Genomic DNA, 18,299 nt, shown 5'->3' with positions numbered 1-18,299 from the left:
ATGTCCCAGCCACCCACCCGACGCCGCGTGCTGAGCCTGACCGCCGGTGCCGCGGCCACCCCGCTCATCGCTTCCGGGCCCCTGGCCCGAGCCGCCCACGCCGCCCCGGCCACCTCCACCTCCGAGGCCGCCGGAGTCGCCGAGGCCGCGGGGATCGCCGGGGGAGCGCTGCCCGCCCGGCCCCGCTGGCCGGTGCGGCCCTTCGCCCTGCACGAGGTCAGCCTCGGCGGAGGGGTCTTCCGCGCCAAGCGCGACCTGATGCTCGACTACGCCCGGGCGTACCCGGCCGACCGCATCCTGGCGGTCTTCCGCGCCAACGCCGGGCTCGACACACGCGGCGCACGGCCGCCGGGCGGCTGGGAGACGGCCGACGGCAACCTGCGCGGCCACTACGGCGGCCACTTCCTCACCCTCGTCTCCCAGGCGTACGCCGACACACGCGAGGCCGCGCTCAAAACCAAGCTCGACTACCTCGTCACGGCCCTCGGCGAATGCCAGCAGGCCCTCGCCGAACACGGCTCCCCGAAGCCCAGCCACCCCGGCTACCTGGCGGCTTACCCGGAGACCCAGTTCATCCTCCTGGAGAGCTACACGACGTACCCCACGATCTGGGCGCCGTACTACACCTGCCACAAGATCATGCGCGGCCTCCTGGACGCCCACACCTTGGCCGGCAACCCACAGGCGCTGACCATCGCCGCGAAGATGGGCGACTGGGTGCACAGCCGGCTGGGCCACCTCCCCAAAGCCCAGCTGGAGCGCATGTGGTCGATCTACATCGCCGGTGAGTACGGCGGCATGAACGAGGTCATGACGGACCTGTACGCCCTCACCGGCCGGGAGGAACACCTCGCCGCCGCCCGCTGCTTCGACAACACCACGCTGCTGAGGGCCTGCGCCGAGGACCGCGACATCCTGGAGAGCAGACACGCCAACCAGCACATCCCGCAGTTCACCGGCTACCTCCGCCTGTTCGACCACACAGGGGAGGCACAGTACGCCGCCGCGGCCCGCAACTTCTGGGGCATGGTCGCGGGCCCCCGCACGTACGCCCTGGGCGGCACCGGACAGGGCGAGATGTTCCGCGCCCGCGGCGCCATCGCGGCCACCCTCGACGACAAGAACGCCGAGACCTGCGCGACGTACAACATGCTCAAGCTGAGCCGGCAGCTCTTCTTCCACGACCCCGACCCCGCCTACATGGACTACTACGAGCGGGGCCTGACCAACCACATCCTCGCCTCCCGCCGGGACGCCCCCAGTACCGACAGCCCCGAGGTCACCTACTTCGTCGGCATGGGCCCCGGCGTACACCGCCAGTTCGGCAACACCGGCACCTGCTGCGGCGGAACCGGCATGGAGAACCACACCAAGTACCAGGACTCTGTCTACTTCCGCTCCGCCGACGGCAACGCCCTCTACGTCAACCTCTACCTGGCCTCCACCCTGCGCTGGCCGGAACGTGGCCTCGTCATCGAGCAGACCAGCGACTACCCGGCCGAGGGCGTCCGCACCCTGACGTTCCGCGAGGGCGGCGGCCGGCTCGCCCTGAAACTCCGCATCCCGTCCTGGGCCACGGCAGGCGCCACCGTCTCCGTCAACGGAGCCCCGCACCCGGCCGAAGCCGAACCCGGCACCTACCTCACCCTGAACAGGAACTGGCGCCGAGGCGACCGCGTCCGCATCTCGACGCCCTACCGCCTGCGTATCGAACGCGCCCTGGACGACCCGGCCGTCCAGTCACTGTTCTACGGCCCGCTCCTGCTGACCGCCCAGAGCCCGGAACAGCGGTTCCGCACCTTCTCCTTCTACAAGGACTTCACCCTCCGCGGCGACCTGGCCGACGCGATCAAACCCACGAACCGCCCCCTGCACTTCACCACGCACAACCTGACCCTCGCCCCCTTCCACATCGGCGACGACGCCCCCTACCACGCCTACTTCACACGCTCCGAACCCGTGATCGTGTTCGGCACCTCGGACTCGGGCGTGCCGAACCGCACCCGCGACGACGGCCGGACCTTCCTCGACGTCCTCTGGCAGCAGGCCCCCTTCCCCAACGCCGTGCACTTCGTCCGCGCCGTACGCTCCCTCGCGCGCCGCTGGCTGTCCGAGAACCTGTTCACCCGCTCCGAACACGACCGCGTGATCGCGGCGGCGAACCGGGCGGACCTGCGACGCTGAGCGCCGGTCAACGGGTCAGGTCCGCTCCCGAGCGCTCCGAAATCGCCAAATCCGGACTGAAAGTCGTCTAGACCACTCTCGGAGTCTTGAACGCGCCAGTCCGGGTCTGCTTGGGTTGCGGACCAATGGCCGCCGACGGGCGGCGTCTTGGGGGGCAAGGGGATACCGGTCGTACTCCAGTCACACCCTTCATGCAGACCAGGGGAAGGTGCATGAGGTACTTCCGTCTGCTCGTCCTGGGCAACGGCATCTCGGCGTACGGCAGTTACCTGAACATGGTGGCGCTGAACGTCTTCGTCTACGACGCCACCGGCAGCGCGCTGGCCGCCGGCCTCTTCATGGCCGTGCGGCTGGCGACCAGTGTCGTGTCGGGCTGGGTGAGCGGGCGGCTCGTCTCGGTCCACGACCGCAAGCGCCTGATGGTCGGCGCCGACCTGTGCCAGGCCGTGGCCCTGCTGTCGCTGCTGCTCGCCCCCGAGGGCACGCGCCCCGGGCTGCTGTACGTCCTGGCCGTGGTCACGGGCGGCTGCTCGACGCTGTCACAGGTGGCCCTGCGCAGCAGCATCCCCGAGATCGTCGGTGCCGAGCACCGGGTCCGGGCCAACGGGCTGCTGGTGACCGGGCGTTCGCTCGCCATGATCGCCGGGTTCGCCTCCTCGGGCGTGGTGGTCGCGCAGCTCGGCTACTCCGCGGCGTTCGCGCTGGACGCCGGGACCTTCCTGGTCTCCGCGACCGTGCTGTCCCTGCTTCCCGTCCGCACCAGGGCGGCCGGCGACGCGGCGGACGGTGCCTCCGGCTCCGGCTCCGGTTCGGCGAAGGTCTCCGGCACCGCGCCCCGGACGGTCCGGATGCTGCTCGGCACCGCGCCGCTGCTGATGGCGATGATCGCCGTCCGGGCGGTCGACGGGCTGGGCTCGTCCTCCCACAACGTCGCCCTCCCCATCTACTCCAGCGGCCTGGACCCGGATCACCCGGCCACATTCATCAGCCAGTTCTGGGCCACCTGGGCCATCGGCACCATCGTCGCCCAGCAGGTGATCGGCCGGATCACCAAGAAGACCGGGCGGACACCGGGGGAGCGGGCGTTCGCGCTCGGCGCCTGTGTGATGTCGGCCGGGTTCATCGTCGTCTTCTGCGGCCTGCCCACCGTGCCCGCCGTCATCGCCGCGCTCGTCGCCGGAGCCGCCGACGGATTCACCGAGATCGTCTACGTGTCGAGGCTCCAGACCGCCCCCGACGACCAGCGCGGCCGCCTCTTCGGGCTCAGCGCCTCGGCCGAGAACACCGGCTTCGGACTCGGCATGCTCGTCAGCGGCGCCCTCCTGGAGACCTTCTCGCCGCTCCAGGTGGTGGCCGCCTTCCACGGACTCGCGATCGCCCTGTGCGCGGCCCTGCTCCTGTGGCTGGTCAGCCGGGGCAGGACACCGCCCGCCCCGCCCGCGGAAGAACCCGCCCGCGACACATCGACCATGACGGAGGGACGCGGCTGATGAGCACCAGCGACCCGGACCCGCGGATGGCCGTCATCGGCATGGCCATCCGGCTGCCCGGCGCCGACACGCCCGAGGACTTCTGGCGGATCATCCGGGAGGGGACCGACTGCATCACCCGCTTCACCGACGAGGAACTCGCCGCCGCCGGTGTCCCCGCCGAGGAGTACCAGGCGGAGGACTTCGTCGGCGCCTCCGGCCTGCTGGACGACATCGCCGGCTTCGACGCCCAGCACTTCGCGATGAGCCCCCGCGAGGCCCGGCTCACCGACCCCCAGCAACGCATGTTCCTGGAGTGCGCCCAGCACGCCCTGGAGAACGCCGGCTACCCCGACGAACGCGGCGGCACCCGCGTCGGCGTCTACGCCAGCACCGGATACCACCTGTACACCTTCCAGAACTACCTGCTCAACAACGTCCTGCCCAGCCACCCCGCCTCCGACTGGGCACAGGGCATGCAGATGACCGTCGGCAACTACGCCGACTTCGCCGCCACCCGCGTCGCCTACCGGCTGGGCCTGACCGGCCCCGCCGTCAACCTCCAGACAGGCTGCTCCAGTTCCCTGGTCGGTGTGCTGACGGCAGCCCAGTCACTCCTCATGGGCGACTGCGACATCGCCCTCGTCGGCGCCACCGCCGTCCACGTGCCGCAAGTCCTGGGCTACCGCCACGTCAAGGGCTCGATCCTGTCCAGGTCCGGCCGCCTGCGCGCCTTCGACGCCGGCGCCGACGGCACCGTGGGAGGCACCGGCGTCCTGGCCGTCGTCCTGAAGCGGCTGGCCCGGGCGGTCGCCGACGGCGACACCATCCACGGCGTCATCCGCGGCTGGGGCATCAGCAACGACGGCGCGGACAAGTCGGCCTTCACCGCTCCCAGCGCCCGGGGTCAGCACGCCGCCATCCGCCAGGCGCTGCGACGCGCGGACGTCGGCGCGGACACCATCGGCTATCTGGAGACGCACGGCACCGGCACGCTCAAGGGCGACCCGATCGAGTTCGAAGGCGCGGCCGGCGCCTACCGTGAGGACACCGACCGCGACGGATACTGCGCCCTCGGCTCGGCCAAGGCCAACATCGGTCACCTCGACGCCGCCTCCGGACTGGCCGGCCTCGTCAAGACCCTCCTGGTCCTGCGCCACGGCGTGATCCCGCCGATGGCGAACTTCAGCGAGCCCAACCCCCTCATCGACCTCGACCGCAGCCCCTTCTACATCCCCCGGACCGCCCGGCCCTGGCCGGAGAGCGACCTACCCCGCCGCGCGGGCCTGACCTCACTCGGCGTCGGCGGCACCAACGTCCATCTGATCATGGAGCAGGCCCCGGAACTCGCGCCCAGGACCTGCTCGGCCGCGCCTCCCGACGTACTGCTCGTCTCCGGAAGCAGCTCCCAGGCCCTCGCGGACAACGCCCGGGCCTTCCGGGACCGGTTACGGCAGCCACCGGCACCGCACCCGTCGGACCTCGTCACCACCGCCGCCCTCGGCCGCATCCACGGCCGCCACCGCCTCGCGGCCCGCGGCTCCAACCCGGCCGCCCTCGCCGACGCCCTCGACGCCTGGCTCGCCGGAACCACCGCAGCGGCGGTGACCACGGGGACGGCACCCGGGGAGGGGGCCCCGCGCGTGGCGTTCCAGTTCACCGGCCAGGGCAGCCACCATCCCGGCACGGCCGCCGGCCTCTACGCGCGTTTCCCCGCGGTACGCGACGTGCTCGACGCCTGCGCACAGCACTACCGCGACCTCACCGGCGACTCCCTGCTCGCGGCGCTGTGTACGGATGACTCGGGGGAGGCGCCACTCGGAGGCACGGACACCGAGCAGCCCGCGCTGTTCGCCCTGCAATGCGCCCTCGTCCGGCTGTGGCGCGACTGCGGCGTCGCACCGCACGCGGTGACCGCGCACAGCGTCGGAGAGTACGCCGCCCTGTACGCCGCCGGGGCCCTGTCACTGGAGGACGGTCTGCGCCTGACCACCGAACGCGGCCGGCTGATGCAGCAGCGCTGCGCGCCGGGCGCGATGGTGGCCGCGCCGCTCGACCGGGCGACCGCGCTCGCCCTGGCCGCCGAGGTCCCCGGACTGGAGGCGGCCGTGACCAACGGGGACCGTGCCCAGGTGCTCGCCGGCCCCGTGGCGGCCGTCGAGCGGGCCTGTGCCCTGCTGGACGACCGCGGCACACCGGGGCAGCGGCTGCCGGTGACCCGCGCCTTCCACACCGCCTCGATGGAACCGATGCTGGAGGAGTTCCGGAAGGTCCTCGACGATGTGGATGTCCGGCCTGTCCGGATCCCGTTCGTCAGCGCCCTGGACGGTGCGACCCGCCCGCCCGGCTGGATTCCCGGCCCGGACCACTTCCTCCGGCACACCCGCGAACCCGTCCGTTTCGACGAGGCGTTGCGCGGCATCGGCGCCGAGCAGCCCGACGTACTGCTGGAGATCGGGCCGCACACCACCCTCAGCGGCCTGGCGCGCCGTGCGCTGCGCGGTGTACGAGCGCTGCCGTCCCTGCGACGCGGCACCGGGCTGGGCGCACTCTGGGGCGCGGTCGCGGGACTGCACTGCGCGGGAGCGGACGTCGTCTGGGAGACGCTCCTGGCCGGCAGCGGCGGCAGACGCATCCCGCTGCCCGGCTACCGATTCCAGCACCAGGACCACTGGACGGGGCCGGAGCCGACGGCCCTCAGCACGGGAACACCAGCGAGCAAGGGAGCCGAAGTGGTTCAGCAAGAAGCAGCGGTCGCACGGGTACTGCGCAGCATCGTCGAGGCGACCGCCCGGCATCTCGGCGAGGATCCGTCGGTGATCGCCGGCGACGCGAACTTCTTCGACCTCGGCGCCGACTCGCTGCAAATGATCAGCGTGCTGCGGGAGCTGGAACAGGAGCACCAGGTCAAGGTGACGATGCGGCAGCTGCTGGAGGAGACGGGCACACCGCGGCGGCTCGCGGAGTTCATCGTGGCCCGCATGCCGGAGGCCGGGACGGGCGCGGCGGAAGGGGCGGGGGAGCGGCCCGGGGCGCCGGAGCCGGAGCCTGCCGCACCGCAACTACCCACCGCCACCGAGCCCGGCCCCATGGTCGCCCCGGCCGCCGGAGCCCCGGCTCCCGAGTACGCGACCCGAGAGGAGCTGGAAGACCTGGCCGACAAGATCCAGCAGATGTCCCGGATACAGCTCCAGATGATGTCCCAGCTCTCCCAGCTGCTCGCGCTCCAGACCGCCTCGGTGACGGATCGGCTCAACGGCAAGGTGGCCAAGTGAGCGGCCTGAACGGCATATCCGCCGCACTGGACCGTGACCTGGCGGCGATGGAGGAACTCTCCCAGCGGATCGCGGAGCAGATCGGCGCCGGCGCCCCCGACCCGGAGCGGCGGTCCCCGGAACCGGCCCGCGTCCACGGCCCCCGGGTGTCGGTCGCGAGGAACTCCGGCATGGTGCGGGAGGCCTCCCCGCCCACCCAGCAGACGCACCTGGACGACCTCGTCCGGCGCTACACCGCCAGGACCCCCACCTCCAAGCGGCTCGCCCGGCGCTACCGCCGCGTCCTGGCCGACAGCCGTGCCGTGGTGGGCTTCCGCAGCGGCACGAAGGAGATGCTGTACCCGATCGCTGGCCGCCGGGCGAGCGGGGCGCGGCTGGAGGACGTCGACGGCAACGAGTACGTCGACATCACCATGGGCTTCGGAGTCCTCCTCTTCGGCCACGAGCCGGACTTCGTCACCGAGGCCGTGCGCGAGCACCTGTCCCGCGGCATCCAGCTCGGTCCCCGCACCGCCGAGACCGGCGAGGCGGCGGAACTCCTCGCCGAACTCACCGGGCTGGAACGGGTGGCCTTCGCCAACTCCGGCACCGAGGCGAACGCGGCGGCCATCCGCCTGGCCCGTGCCGCCACCGGCCGCGACAAGATCGTCACGTTCCTGGGCGCGTACCACGGCCACGCCGACAACGTCCTGGGCCGTGCCTCGGGCAGCGGTGCCGACCAGATCACCGTGCCCGTCTCCCGGGGCATCCCGCAGGCCGCCGTCGCGGATCTGCTGGTCCTCGACTACGGCAGCGACACCGCCCTTGAGACGATCGCCCGGCACGCCGACGACATCGCCGCGGTCGTCGTCGAGCCCGTGCAGAGCAGACACCCCTCGCTGCAACCGGTCCAGTTCGTCCGCAGGTTGCGGGAGCTGACCCGCCGCCACGGCATCGTGCTGCTCTTCGACGAGATGCTGACCGGATTCCGCCCCGCCCTGCGAGGTGCGCAGGACCTGTACGGCGTGACCCCGGACCTCGCCACGTACGGCAAGCTCCTCGGCGGCGGCTTCCCCGTCGGCGCCATCGCGGGCCGCGCCGACATCATGGACGGCGTCGACGGCGGCTACTGGTCCTACGGCGACGACAGTTACCCGCCCGCCGACACGACGTTCTTCGGCGGTACGTACATCCAGCACCCGGTGTCCATGGTCGCCGCCCGCGCCGTACTCACCCACCTCAAGGAGCACAGCCCACACCTCCAGGAGCGCCTCAACGCGCGCACCGCGGAACTGGCCGCGACGCTCAACGGCTTCTTCGAGGCCGAGGAGTTCCCGCTGCGGATGACCCACTTCGGCTCCCAGTTCCGCTTCGAGCACCGTGCCGACATGGAGCTCCTCTACCACCACCTGATGCTGCGCGGCGTGCACGTCTGGGAGTGGCGCAACTTCTTCCTGTCGACGGCCCACTCGGACGGGGACATCGACTTCGTGGCGGACGCCGTACGGGCCTCGCTGCGCGAGCTGCGGTCGGCGGGGTTCTTCCCGGGCGCGCGGCCGGTGCTGCCGAAGGCCGTGCCGCCAAGACCGGCCGCCGCCGCGCCCGCGCTCGTGCCACCGCGACCGGCAGCCGCCACGTCACCACCGACGGCGTCGCCCGCCTCCGCGCCACCGCAACCGGCGCCGTCGGAATCCACGCCGATACCGACGCCCGCACCCGTGGCCTCCATGGCCTGGAACGCCGCGGCGGTCACCGCGCCCCGCACGACACCCGCCGCCAGGGAAGTCGTCCACCCCACCACCGACTTCAGCGTCTACTTCTTCGGCGACTACCCGCAGGACACCTCGGCATCCGGCCCCAGCCGGTACGAACTCCTCATGGAGATCGCCCGGTTCGCTGACCGGCAAGGTTTTCACGCACTGTGGATGCCGGAACGCCACTTCCACTCCTTCGGCGGCCTGTTCCCCAACCCGGCGGTGCTCGCTGCCGCGCTGTCCCGCGAGACCGAACGCATCCGCCTGAACGCCGGCTCGGTGGTCCTGCCCCTCCACGACCCGATCCGGGTCGCCGAGGAGTGGTCGATGGTCGACAACCTCTCCGGCGGGCGCGTCGGCATCGGCGTCGCCAGTGGCTGGAGCTCCAAGGACTTCGCCTTCTTCCCCGACCGTTTCGGCCGGCACAAGGAGCTGATGTTCGAACAGCTGGAGGAGGTGCGGAGGTTCTGGCGCGGAGACCCCGTGCGCCGCACCACCGGCGACGGCGAGGCCGACCTGAGACTCTTCCCGCGGCCGGTGCAGGACGCTCCACCCATGTATACGGCGGTGGTCGGCAACCCCGCCTCGTACGAACTGGCCGCCCGCCACGACCTGGGCATCGTCACCAACCTGATGACCCAGACCGTCGAACAGCTCCGGGAGAACATCGCCCGCTACCGGGGTGCACGGGCCCGGCACGGCCTGGATCCGGATGCCGGCCGGGTGGCCGTCCTGCTGCACACCTACCTCGCGGAGGACCACGACACCGCGAGGACTCAGGCGTACGAACCACTGGCCCGCTACATGCGCGCGTCCCTGTCCCTCTTCAGCGGCGTGACCAACAGCCTCGGGCACAGCGTCGATCTGGCCGCACTCAGCGAGGACGACCTGGAGACGGTGTTCCGCCGTGCCTACGGCCGTTACTGCGACCAGCGCGCCCTGATCGGCACGGTGGACACCGTCCGCCCGGTCGTGGACGCGGTGACCGCGGCCGGTGCCGACGAGATCGTGGCGCTCGTCGACTTCGGTGTCGCCCCGGACGAGCTGCGCGCGGGCCTTCCCCGCCTGGACGCCCTGCGCCGCCACTTCCGCCGACCGGCGACCACCGAACCCACCTCCACCGACGCGCCCCTGTTGCCGGGGCAGGAGCGGATCTGGTTCCTGGAACGTCTGCTGCCGGGGCGGACCGCCTACAACGAAGTCAAGGCCGTCCGTCTCGAGGGCCCCCTCGACATACCGGCCCTGCGCGCGGCACTACGCGGCCTCGTCGCCCGGCACGAGGGCCTGCGCACCGTTTTCCGGGAGACCGGCGGTGAGCCGCGTCAGCTGGTGCGGGCATCCGCCGACCCCGACTTCGAGCTCGTGGACGCCTCCGGCAGCCACAAAACCACGCTCCAGGACGTCCTGTCGGCCGAGAGCGCACGCCGCTTCGACCTGGCGGAAGGCCCGCTGTTCGTCACCCGGCTGGTCAGGCTCGGGGAGGCGGAGCACGTGCTCGTCCTGTCCCTGCACCACATCGTGGTCGACGCGGCCTCCGCGACCGTCCTCGCCCGCGACCTGTCCGTTCTTTACCGGGCCGAGCGCGACGGCACCACCCCCGACCTCCCTGCCCTCACCTGGAGCTGCGCCGAGCACGCGCGGGAACAGGCGGCGTCCGTGCCCGGCCCAGAGACCGATGAGGACCTGGCGTACTGGCGCCGCGCCCTCGGCGGCGACCTGCCCGTCCTCGCCCTGCCCGCCGACCGGCCCCGCCCATCTCCGATGACCTCCAGCGGCCGGGCGGTCTTCCGCACCCTCGACCCGGAACTCTCCCGCAGGCTTCGTGAGTTGAGCCGAACCCGCCGCAGCACCCTGTTCATGACGCTGCTCGCCGGGTACGCGGCGACGCTGCACAGAATCGCCGGGCAGACGGACATCATCGTCGGCACCCCGTTCTCGGACCGGCCCGAGCGGGCCGAGCACGTGCTCGGCTTCTTCGTGAACACGCTTGCGCTGCGCTTCGACGTGTCCGGCGACCCGGCGTTCACCGCGCTGCTGGACCGGGTGCGCTCGGTGGCCCTCGACGCCTACGACCACGCCCGCGTGCCGTTCGAGAAGGTCGTGCGGGAGCTCGCCCCGGCCAGGGCGGTCGACCGGACGCCGGTGTTCCAGACGTTCGCCGAGTTCCAGCGTGCCGAACCCTTCCGTTTCGACCTGCCGGGCGTCGAGGCCACACCGCTGGACGCGGGTCCCGACAAGTCGCTGACGGACCTCACCGTGTACTTCACCGACCAGCCGCAGGGCATCCGCTGCCATCTGGAGTACAACACCGACCTGTTCGACCAGGACACCGTCGAGGGGTTCTTCGGCACCTTCCGGGACCTGCTCACCGCCGCGGTCGAATCGCCCGAGGCGCCCCTGTCACGGCTCGCCCCCGCCGCCGTCGAGACCGCCGCCGAAGGGGAGCCCGTACCGCGGTCCTGGCAGCAGGGCCCGACCCGCCCGCCTGCCGACACCACCGTCCACGCTCTGTTCGCCCGACAGGCAGCCACCCGGCCGGACAGCACGGCGGTGATCAGCGGCACCGGTCGCCTCACCTACCGCGAACTGGACGAACGATCCGGGCAGTTGGCCGCGGTCCTGCGCGAGCAGCACCCCACGGCCGACGGTGTCGGCGACGCGGTGGCCCTGTGGCTTCCGCGCTCCACGGACCTGGTCGTCGCGATGCTCGCAGCACTCAAGGCAGGCTGCGCCTATGTGCCTCTCGACCCCGTGCTGGGCCGGGCACGCGCCGGGCAGGTCATCGCCGAGTCCGGGGCCCGGACGGTGGTGTCGACGCAGGAAGAGGCCGTGGCGCTGAACCTGCCCGCGCACGTGACGGTCGTCCGGCCCGACGCGACCGGCCGCACCACCCATCCGCCTGCCACCCTGTCCGCCCCCGATTCCCGGTCCGCCTGCTGCGTCCTGTACACCTCGGGCAGCACCGGCATCCCGAAGGGCGTGGAGCTGACGCACCGCGGCGTGGTCGACCTGTGCGAGTGGCAGCACCGGCGTTTCGCCTTCACCCCGGCCGACCGCAGTGCCGTCGTGTGCAGCCAGAGCTTCGACGCCTCGATCCTGGAGATCTGGCCGGCGCTGACCGCGGGAGCGTCGGTCACGATCGCCGGCGAGGACCTGCGCAGGGACCCGCTCGCCCTGGCCCGCTGGTACACCGAGCAGGGCGTCACCTTCTCCATCCTCCCCACCGCTCTCGGCGAACAGGTACTCCGCCTCCCCCCGACGGACCAGCCGCCCCTGCGTCACCTGCTGCTCGGCGGCGACGTCCTGCGCACCCGCCCGCGGCCCGAGGCGCCGTACGAGACGGTGAACGTGTACGGGCCCACCGAGGTCACCGTCCTGTGCACCACGGAGACCGTGTCCCCGCAGGACACCGCAGCCAGGCAGGACCCCGCCCGTCCCATCGCGCTGGGGCGCCCGGTCGACAACGTGACGCTGAGCGTGCTCGACGCCGCCGGCAGCCCGGTGCCCGTGGGCGCGGTGGGGGAGTTGTACGTCAGCGGCCCCGGCGTCGCACTCGGCTATCTGCACCGCCCCGAACTCACCGAGGAACGTTTCCTGCCGGACCCCGACGGCGGCCCGGACGCCCGCAGGTACCGGACCGGCGACCTGGTCCGCTGGAACGGCGACGGGAGACTGGAGTTCTGCGGCCGGGCCGACGACCAGGTCAAGATCCGTGGCTTCCGCGTCGAGCCGGAGGAGGTCTCCCGCGTGCTCAACGCCCTGGACGGCGTACGCGAGGCGGCCGTGCTGGCCCGCCGCAACGACCGGGGAGAGGCGTATCTGGCGGCCTATGCCGTCCCCGCCGACCCGATCGGCGCCGCGGCCGACGACCGGCAGGCGCTCGCCGACCTCCTGGCCGAGGAACTGGCCGCCCGGCTCCCGGAGTACCTGGTGCCGCGTGCCTGGCGGATCCCGACCGCCCTGCCATCGACGGCCAACGGCAAGCTGGACCGCACCGCGCTGCCGGCGCCCGACCTCGTCACCACGGCACCGGGCCGCAGGCCCGGCGGCACCGGCGGGGAGGAGCCGGCGTCCGGCCACCGCACGGACATCGAACAACGGCTGCGACGCCTGTGGGCCTCCGAGTTCGGCATCGACACCGGCGCCGTCACGGCCGACACCTCGTTCTTCGACCTGGGCGGCCACTCGATCACCGCGATGCGGCTGGTCAACCGGGTCCGGGAGGAGTTCGGCACCGAGTACCCGATGCTGGGCTTCTACCAGGAGCCGACGCTGCGGGCCATGACGACCCACCTGGCCGGAACGCTCGCGCAAGCAACGCCGAGCCCGGCGGCCGAGGGAGGCGACGGCCCCGGCACGGTGGAGCACAGGGCACCCGCCACCACCCAGCAGTCCCGCTTCGCCACGGTGCACGCCGAACACCCCCTCCCACAGGTCTTCAACGTCGCCCTGCGGATCACCCTCTCCGGAAGCCTGGACATCGCGGCCCTGCGCACCGCCCTGACCCGACTCGTCGAACGACACGAGGGACTGCGGACCCGCCTGGCCCGCAGCGGCAACGGCTGGGAGCAGCAGGTGCTGCGGCCCGGCCCGGTTCAGATGCCGCTGGAGGACCTCACCGCACGCCCCGCGCACGAGCGGCAAGCAGCCCTGGACCGGGCGAGCACCCAGGCCGCCGAAACACCGATCGACCCCACACACGACACACCGATGTCCCTGCGCCTGCTGCGCACCGGCGAGCGCACCTGGGTGCTGCTCCTCGTCCTGCACCATTCCGCCTGCGACGGATGGTCCGTCAGCCTGCTGCTGAAGGAACTGGCCGCGCTCTACGGCTCCGCTCTGCGGGACGAACCCCACACTCTGCCGCCGGTGCAGTGCCAGCCCGCGCAGTACGCCGACTGGCAGCGGGAACAGGCCGACGAGGCCACCGACGAAGGCACGCTGGACTTCTGGCTGCGTGCCCTCGACGGGGTGCCGTTCACCGTCGGCCTGCCCGTGGACCGCCCCCGGCCCGAGCAGCCGAGCGGACGGGGCGGCGCCGTGATGTTCACCGTGCCCGCGGGGGTGCGCTCCGCCGTCGAGCGCCTGGCGCGGCAGCGGGGCACGACGCCGTTCGTGGTCACCGCTGCCGCCTTGGGCCGACTGCTCGCCAGGAAGTCCGGGCAGGCCGACGTGGTGTTCAACATCTCCTACGCCAACCGTGAGCGCCGCGCGTTCGAATCCCTGCTGGCCTGTACGATCTCCGGTTTCGCGCTACCGGTGCGGGGCGGCGCGGCCGGTTCCTTCGCCGCCCTGACGGACCGCATCGCCCGTACGGCGGTGGAGTGCATGGACCGGGCCGTGCCGGTGCGCCGGATCGCCCCCGCGTTGCAGGAGCGCACGGGCGTCGAGGTGCCGGACCGCCTGGACGTCGGCTTCGCGTACCAGAGCTCCCTGGACGCCGAGGTGGAACTGCCCGGCCTGACCACGGCCGTGGAGGACCTGGCCCCCGCCGCGTCCCGCACGTCGCTCACCTTCGGCCTCGTCCCGGCCGGCGACGAACTGAAGGGCTTCGTCGAGTACTCGGCCGACCTGTGGGACCGCACCACGATCGAGGCCTGGGCCCGCGACTACGTCGAGCTCCTGCGCGAGGAGACCGGCCGGGCAACCGGGCACTGAGGCTCCTGTCCGTGACGCCGCCCGGAGCGGTCGGCGTCACGGACGGGGACGCCGACCGCGGGACGCACAACTCGTCATCCGTACCGGCACATTGACAGGTCCGGACCAACGCGGCACGCTCTGAGAGCGCTCTCACCCCTTCCCGGATCGGCCCCTCGTCGAACGGAGACAGAGCATGTTACGGACCCTCGGACGCAGTATCAGGGCTGTCGGGCTGTCCCTCGCCGCAGCCCTGACCGGTTCCTTCCTCGCCACCGGAGCGGGAACACCGGCCCAGGCCGCCGTCCCGGCGACGATCCCCCTGAAGATCACCAACAACTCGGCCCGCGGCGAGCAGGTGTACATCTACAACCTCGGTACCGACCTGTCGACCGGACGGCAGGGCTGGGCCGACGCCAACGGCACGTTCCACCCCTGGCCGGCGGGTGGCAATCCACCGACTCCCGCCCCCGACGCATCGATCCCGGGCCCGGCAGCGGGCCAGTCGACCACGATCCGCATGCCGAAGTTCTCCGGCCGCGTGTACTTCTCCTACGGCCAGAAACTGGTGTTCAAGCTCACGACCGGCGGCCTGGTCCAGCCCGCGGTACAGAACCCCTCCGACCCCAACCGGAACATCCTGTTCAACTGGTCGGAGTACACACTCAACGACGCGGGCCTGTGGATCAACAGCACACAGGTCGACATGTTCTCGGCACCGTACGCGGTAGGAGTGCAGCGAGCCGACGGAACCACCGCGAACACCGGCCGCCTGAAGCCCGGTGGCTACAACGGCTTCTTCAACGCCCTCAGGGGACAGCCCGGAGGCTGGGCCAACCTGATCCAGACCCGTCCCGACGGCACCGTACTGCGCGCCCTGTCCCCGCTGTACGGCCTGGAGACCGGCGCACTGCCGGCCACCGTCATGGACGACTACATCAACCGCGTCTGGCAGAAGTACTCCACCTCGACCCTGACGGTCACACCGTTCGCCGACCAGCCGGGCACCAAGTACTACGGCCGGGTCTCCGGGGGCGTCATGAACTTCACCAACAGCGCCGGCGCCACCGTCACCAGCTTCCAGAAGCCGGACGCCTCCTCCGTCTTCGGCTGTCACAGAATGCTCGACGCGCCGAACGACCAGGTCCGCGGCCCGATCTCACGCACCCTGTGCGCCGCCTTCAACCGCTCCACCCTGCTGGTCAACTCCCAGCAGCCCGACTCCAGTGCCGATGCCTTCTACAAGGACGGCGTCACCAATCACTACGCCCGCAAGATCCACGCCCAGATGGCCGACGGCAAGGCGTATGCCTTCGCCTTCGACGACGTGGGCCACCACGAGTCCCTCGTCCACGACGGGAACCCGCGCCAGGCCTACCTCACCCTCGACCCCCTCAACTGACCCGCGTCCCGCTCCCCAACTCCAGGCTCGGACCGCTCTGTTGACTCTTCATCATTTCTGGAAATCAATTACAACTTTGCTTTTCCTTGGTGTAGATGGACTGCGGTTTACGTGAGCCTCATGGGCACCAGGCGGTGACCGAACACCCTCCTGTAACAGGGAGGGTGTGGTCACCGTCCCCCCATGCAAGGGTGAGAGGCACCAACCATGACGAAGAACCGCACACTGCGCTACGGCAGCCGCACGCTGGCGTTGACGGCGACCGCGCTCGGAGTGATCGCGACGGCCGTCCCCGCAGCAGCCGAGGAGCAGCCCACCGCTGAGCAGATCATGGCTGACTGCGCGTCCGGGGAGGGCAAGTGCACCTTCAACTCCCCGCAGATCGGCCGGGCGTACCTCGGTGAGCCACGCCAGGTCTCCGAACTCCTCTACAACTGCACCGACTCGCCCGCCTCCCAGTCGATGTCCTGGGCCGACACGGTGGGCTCCTCCCACTCGGTGGGCGGCTCGGTCACGGCGGGCGGAGGCATCGAGGGCATCATCACGGCCAGCGTGACCGCGACGTACAACTACACATGGCAGAGCTCGCACACCGAGACGAGTTCCTTCACCGTGAACGTGCGGCCCGGAGAAGTCGGCTGGATCTCCCGCGCCCAGGTGATGCAGCAGATCACCGGCACGTGGCAGACCCACTACGACGACCCCAAGTGGGGCCACTACTACTGGTTCGTCCCCGACGTGGTAACCGGCCCGGCCCCGAACGGCACGGACGGCAAGCACAGCGCGGTCGTGGTCAAGTCCCGCAAGATGACCCCCGAGGAAAAGAAGCTGTGCTCCACCGGCTCCACCCAGGACAAGCTCTTCACCCGTAGCTGAACCTGAGCGCGCTCCGGCCTCCGGCCAGTCCGGCCGGAGGCCACTGGGATTGACGGATTCACCTCAACCCCCACCGGGCAGTGACCCCAGAGAATGTCATGAGCACGACTGCCTTCCCCCACAAGGAGGTCGATCATGTACGTCCGCACGCTGACCGGCGGCCTGGCCGCTGCCTTGGTGCTGTCCTTGTCCCTGACGGGTGGTCAGGCTGTGGCCGCTCCCCCCGACGCGGAGGATGCCCCACTGGCCGCCCGTGTCCTCCTCTACGACGCCGGCGGCTCCGCGGAGTTCAGGAGCGCGGTCGACCGGGGCGCGGCGATCTGGAACGAGAGTGTCGACGCCGTCGAGCTCCGGCCGGCCGCCGCGGGGCAACGCGCGAACATACGGGTCCTCGCGGACAACGGCTGGCCGCGCGCCCTGCCCACCACCCTGGGCAACGGAACCGTCTACATCGGACGCCAGGCCGTCGACCAGGGCTACGACACGATCCGTATCTCCGCCCACGAACTCGGGCACATCCTGGGCCTGCCTGACCGCAAGCCCGGACCCTGCTCGAGCCTGATGTCCGGTTCCAGCGCGGGCACCGCGTGCAAGAACCCGTATCCGAACGCGGCGGAGAAGACGGAGGTCGAGGGGAACTTCGCCGGTGTGCTCGCCGGGCGGGCCCCGGGGGCGCCTGCCGAGGTGATCGTGGACTGACACGGCAGCCGCCGGCTCGTCGATCAGTCGGGTGAGTCGGCTGAGTCGGCCGATTCCGCTGAGTCGGCCGGCTCGCAGTCGCCGGTCGGCGCGGACCGCTCGATGTCGTCGTTGGCCGCGCCCCAGCTGGACAGGAGGTTCAGGGCGTCCTGCGAGGGCGAGTCGGGCTCGGCGGTGTAGGTGAGGAGGAACTGGCTGGGCCGTCCCCGAGCGGGAAGGTCTCGAAGGGCAGGTCGAGGTCGCCGACGACCGGATGGTGGAGAAGTTTCACGCCGGTGGTGTGGATGCGGACGTTGTGGGCGGCCCAGAGTTGCCGGAAGTCCTCGCTACGGGTGGACAGTTCACCGATCAGGTCCATCAGCCGACGGTCGTGGAGATCGCGGCCGGCCTCGGCGCGCAGCATGGCGACCGTGTCGCCGGCGACCTTGTCCCACTCCCGGAAGAACTCGGTGGCCTGCGGGTCGAGGAAGACGAACCGGGCGTTGTTGGGCGGCCGCGCCGGGTCGGCGTAGACGGGGGAGAAGAGGGCGCGCCCGAGGTGGTTGTCGGCCAGGATGTCCCCGCGCCCGCTGAGGACGAAGGCGGGTGTGCATGGCCACTATCGACCGCTGACCGCTGAGTTCGGCTACACCCCTCCGAAGGGGCCGACTCCCACGGGGACTTGCTGCGCGGTTGGGTCTCGCGAACTGCTTCCGGTGGTGGGATCACGGTGCTTGTAGGGTCGGTCTTGATCGGTTTTCGCGGTGTGGAGGGAGCTTTGATGACGAAGGGCCCGTTTGTTGCGATGGCCGCTGCAACTGCGGCGCTGGGGACGGTGCTTGGTTTCTTCGCGTTGCAGTTGCGCGCGGACGGTCACGGGCAGTATGTGGAGTCCGTGGCCACGTTCAGTGTCCTGATGTATGTCACCGCGGCTCTGATTGTGGTGACGTGGGTCCGAGACGGTCGGCCGCACTCGAACTCACACTGAGTTCTCCGCGGACCAGCGCGGGCGCCAGGCTGAAGTCCTGGCGCCCGCCCGACCGGG

At 71.2% G+C, this 18,299-nt stretch carries 9 protein-coding genes; 8 read left to right on the top strand and 1 reads right to left on the bottom strand.

Annotated features, from left to right (window positions below; genetic code table 11):
- The 7 genes from MQE23_RS00930 to MQE23_RS00900 all read left to right on the top strand — a co-directional run bounded on the left by MQE23_RS00930 (nt 1) and on the right by MQE23_RS00900 (nt 17,275).
- Entirely contained in the window at nt 1–2,184 is a 2,184-nt protein-coding gene (locus tag MQE23_RS00930) for a beta-L-arabinofuranosidase domain-containing protein (RefSeq protein WP_243377866.1), read from the top strand.
- A gap of 212 nt (nt 2,185–2,396) precedes the next feature.
- Nucleotides 2,397–3,674 carry an MFS transporter gene (locus tag MQE23_RS00925; RefSeq protein WP_243377865.1) on the top strand — a complete coding sequence of 426 codons (1,278 nt, stop codon included), beginning with the start codon at nt 2,397–2,399 and terminating at the stop codon, nt 3,672–3,674.
- Nucleotides 3,674–6,928 carry a type I polyketide synthase gene (locus MQE23_RS00920; protein ID WP_243377864.1) on the top strand — a complete coding sequence of 1,085 codons (3,255 nt, stop codon included), beginning with the start codon at nt 3,674–3,676 and terminating at the stop codon, nt 6,926–6,928. Before MQE23_RS00925 ends, MQE23_RS00920 begins: the two co-directional genes overlap by 1 nt.
- Before the next feature lie 47 nt (nt 6,929–6,975).
- A complete protein-coding gene (locus MQE23_RS00915; RefSeq protein ID WP_243382419.1) occupies nt 6,976–14,319 on the top strand; it encodes a MupA/Atu3671 family FMN-dependent luciferase-like monooxygenase in 7,344 nt (2,447 codons plus the stop codon).
- Between the two features lie 175 nt (nt 14,320–14,494).
- The gene (locus tag MQE23_RS00910) at nt 14,495–15,700 is read left to right on the top strand and encodes a glycoside hydrolase family 64 protein (protein ID WP_020269365.1); all 1,206 of its coding nucleotides are present in this window, start codon (nt 14,495–14,497) and stop codon (nt 15,698–15,700) included.
- Nucleotides 15,701–15,907: 207 nt separating this feature from the next.
- Nucleotides 15,908–16,576, top strand: coding sequence for a hypothetical protein (locus MQE23_RS00905; RefSeq protein WP_020269363.1), 669 nt, complete (start codon nt 15,908–15,910; stop codon nt 16,574–16,576).
- A 135-nt stretch (nt 16,577–16,711) separates the two neighbouring features.
- Nucleotides 16,712–17,275 carry a snapalysin family zinc-dependent metalloprotease gene (locus MQE23_RS00900; protein WP_020269362.1) on the top strand — a complete coding sequence of 188 codons (564 nt, stop codon included), beginning with the start codon at nt 16,712–16,714 and terminating at the stop codon, nt 17,273–17,275.
- A 139-nt stretch (nt 17,276–17,414) separates the two neighbouring features.
- Here MQE23_RS00900 and MQE23_RS00895 read toward each other — a convergent pair whose 3' ends face one another.
- Entirely contained in the window at nt 17,415–17,828 is a 414-nt protein-coding gene (locus tag MQE23_RS00895) for a hypothetical protein (protein WP_243382417.1), read from the bottom strand.
- A 207-nt stretch (nt 17,829–18,035) separates the two neighbouring features.
- Here MQE23_RS00895 and MQE23_RS43460 point away from each other — a divergent pair, with 207 nt between their 5' ends.
- Nucleotides 18,036–18,242: an SCO3870 family protein gene (locus tag MQE23_RS43460; RefSeq protein WP_037666314.1), complete on the top strand. Its 207-nt coding sequence runs from the start codon at nt 18,036–18,038 to the stop codon at nt 18,240–18,242.
- The last annotated feature ends 57 nt before the right edge of the window (nt 18,243–18,299 follow it).

It is taken from the genome of Streptomyces sp. HP-A2021 (genome assembly GCF_022807935.1).
Lineage (GTDB): Bacteria > Actinomycetota > Actinomycetes > Streptomycetales > Streptomycetaceae > Streptomyces > Streptomyces afghaniensis.
The sequence above is the reverse complement of the archived record's forward strand: the minus strand, read 5'-3'. Positions and strand labels throughout refer to the sequence as shown.

Excerpts from the sequence above, each read along its gene's own strand:
- MQE23_RS00930 (WP_243377866.1), top strand. The coding sequence starts at position 1 with ATGTCCCAGCCACCCACCCGACGCCGCGTGCTGAGCCTGACCGCCGGT.
- MQE23_RS00925 (WP_243377865.1), top strand. The coding sequence starts at position 2,397 with ATGAGGTACTTCCGTCTGCTCGTCCTGGGCAACGGCATCTCGGCGTAC.
- MQE23_RS00920 (WP_243377864.1), top strand. The coding sequence starts at position 3,674 with ATGAGCACCAGCGACCCGGACCCGCGGATGGCCGTCATCGGCATGGCC.
- MQE23_RS00915 (WP_243382419.1), top strand. The coding sequence starts at position 6,976 with ATGGAGGAACTCTCCCAGCGGATCGCGGAGCAGATCGGCGCCGGCGCC.
- MQE23_RS00910 (WP_020269365.1), top strand. The coding sequence starts at position 14,495 with ATGTTACGGACCCTCGGACGCAGTATCAGGGCTGTCGGGCTGTCCCTC.
- MQE23_RS00905 (WP_020269363.1), top strand. The coding sequence starts at position 15,908 with ATGACGAAGAACCGCACACTGCGCTACGGCAGCCGCACGCTGGCGTTG.
- MQE23_RS00900 (WP_020269362.1), top strand. The coding sequence starts at position 16,712 with ATGTACGTCCGCACGCTGACCGGCGGCCTGGCCGCTGCCTTGGTGCTG.
- MQE23_RS43460 (WP_037666314.1), top strand. The coding sequence starts at position 18,036 with ATGACGAAGGGCCCGTTTGTTGCGATGGCCGCTGCAACTGCGGCGCTG.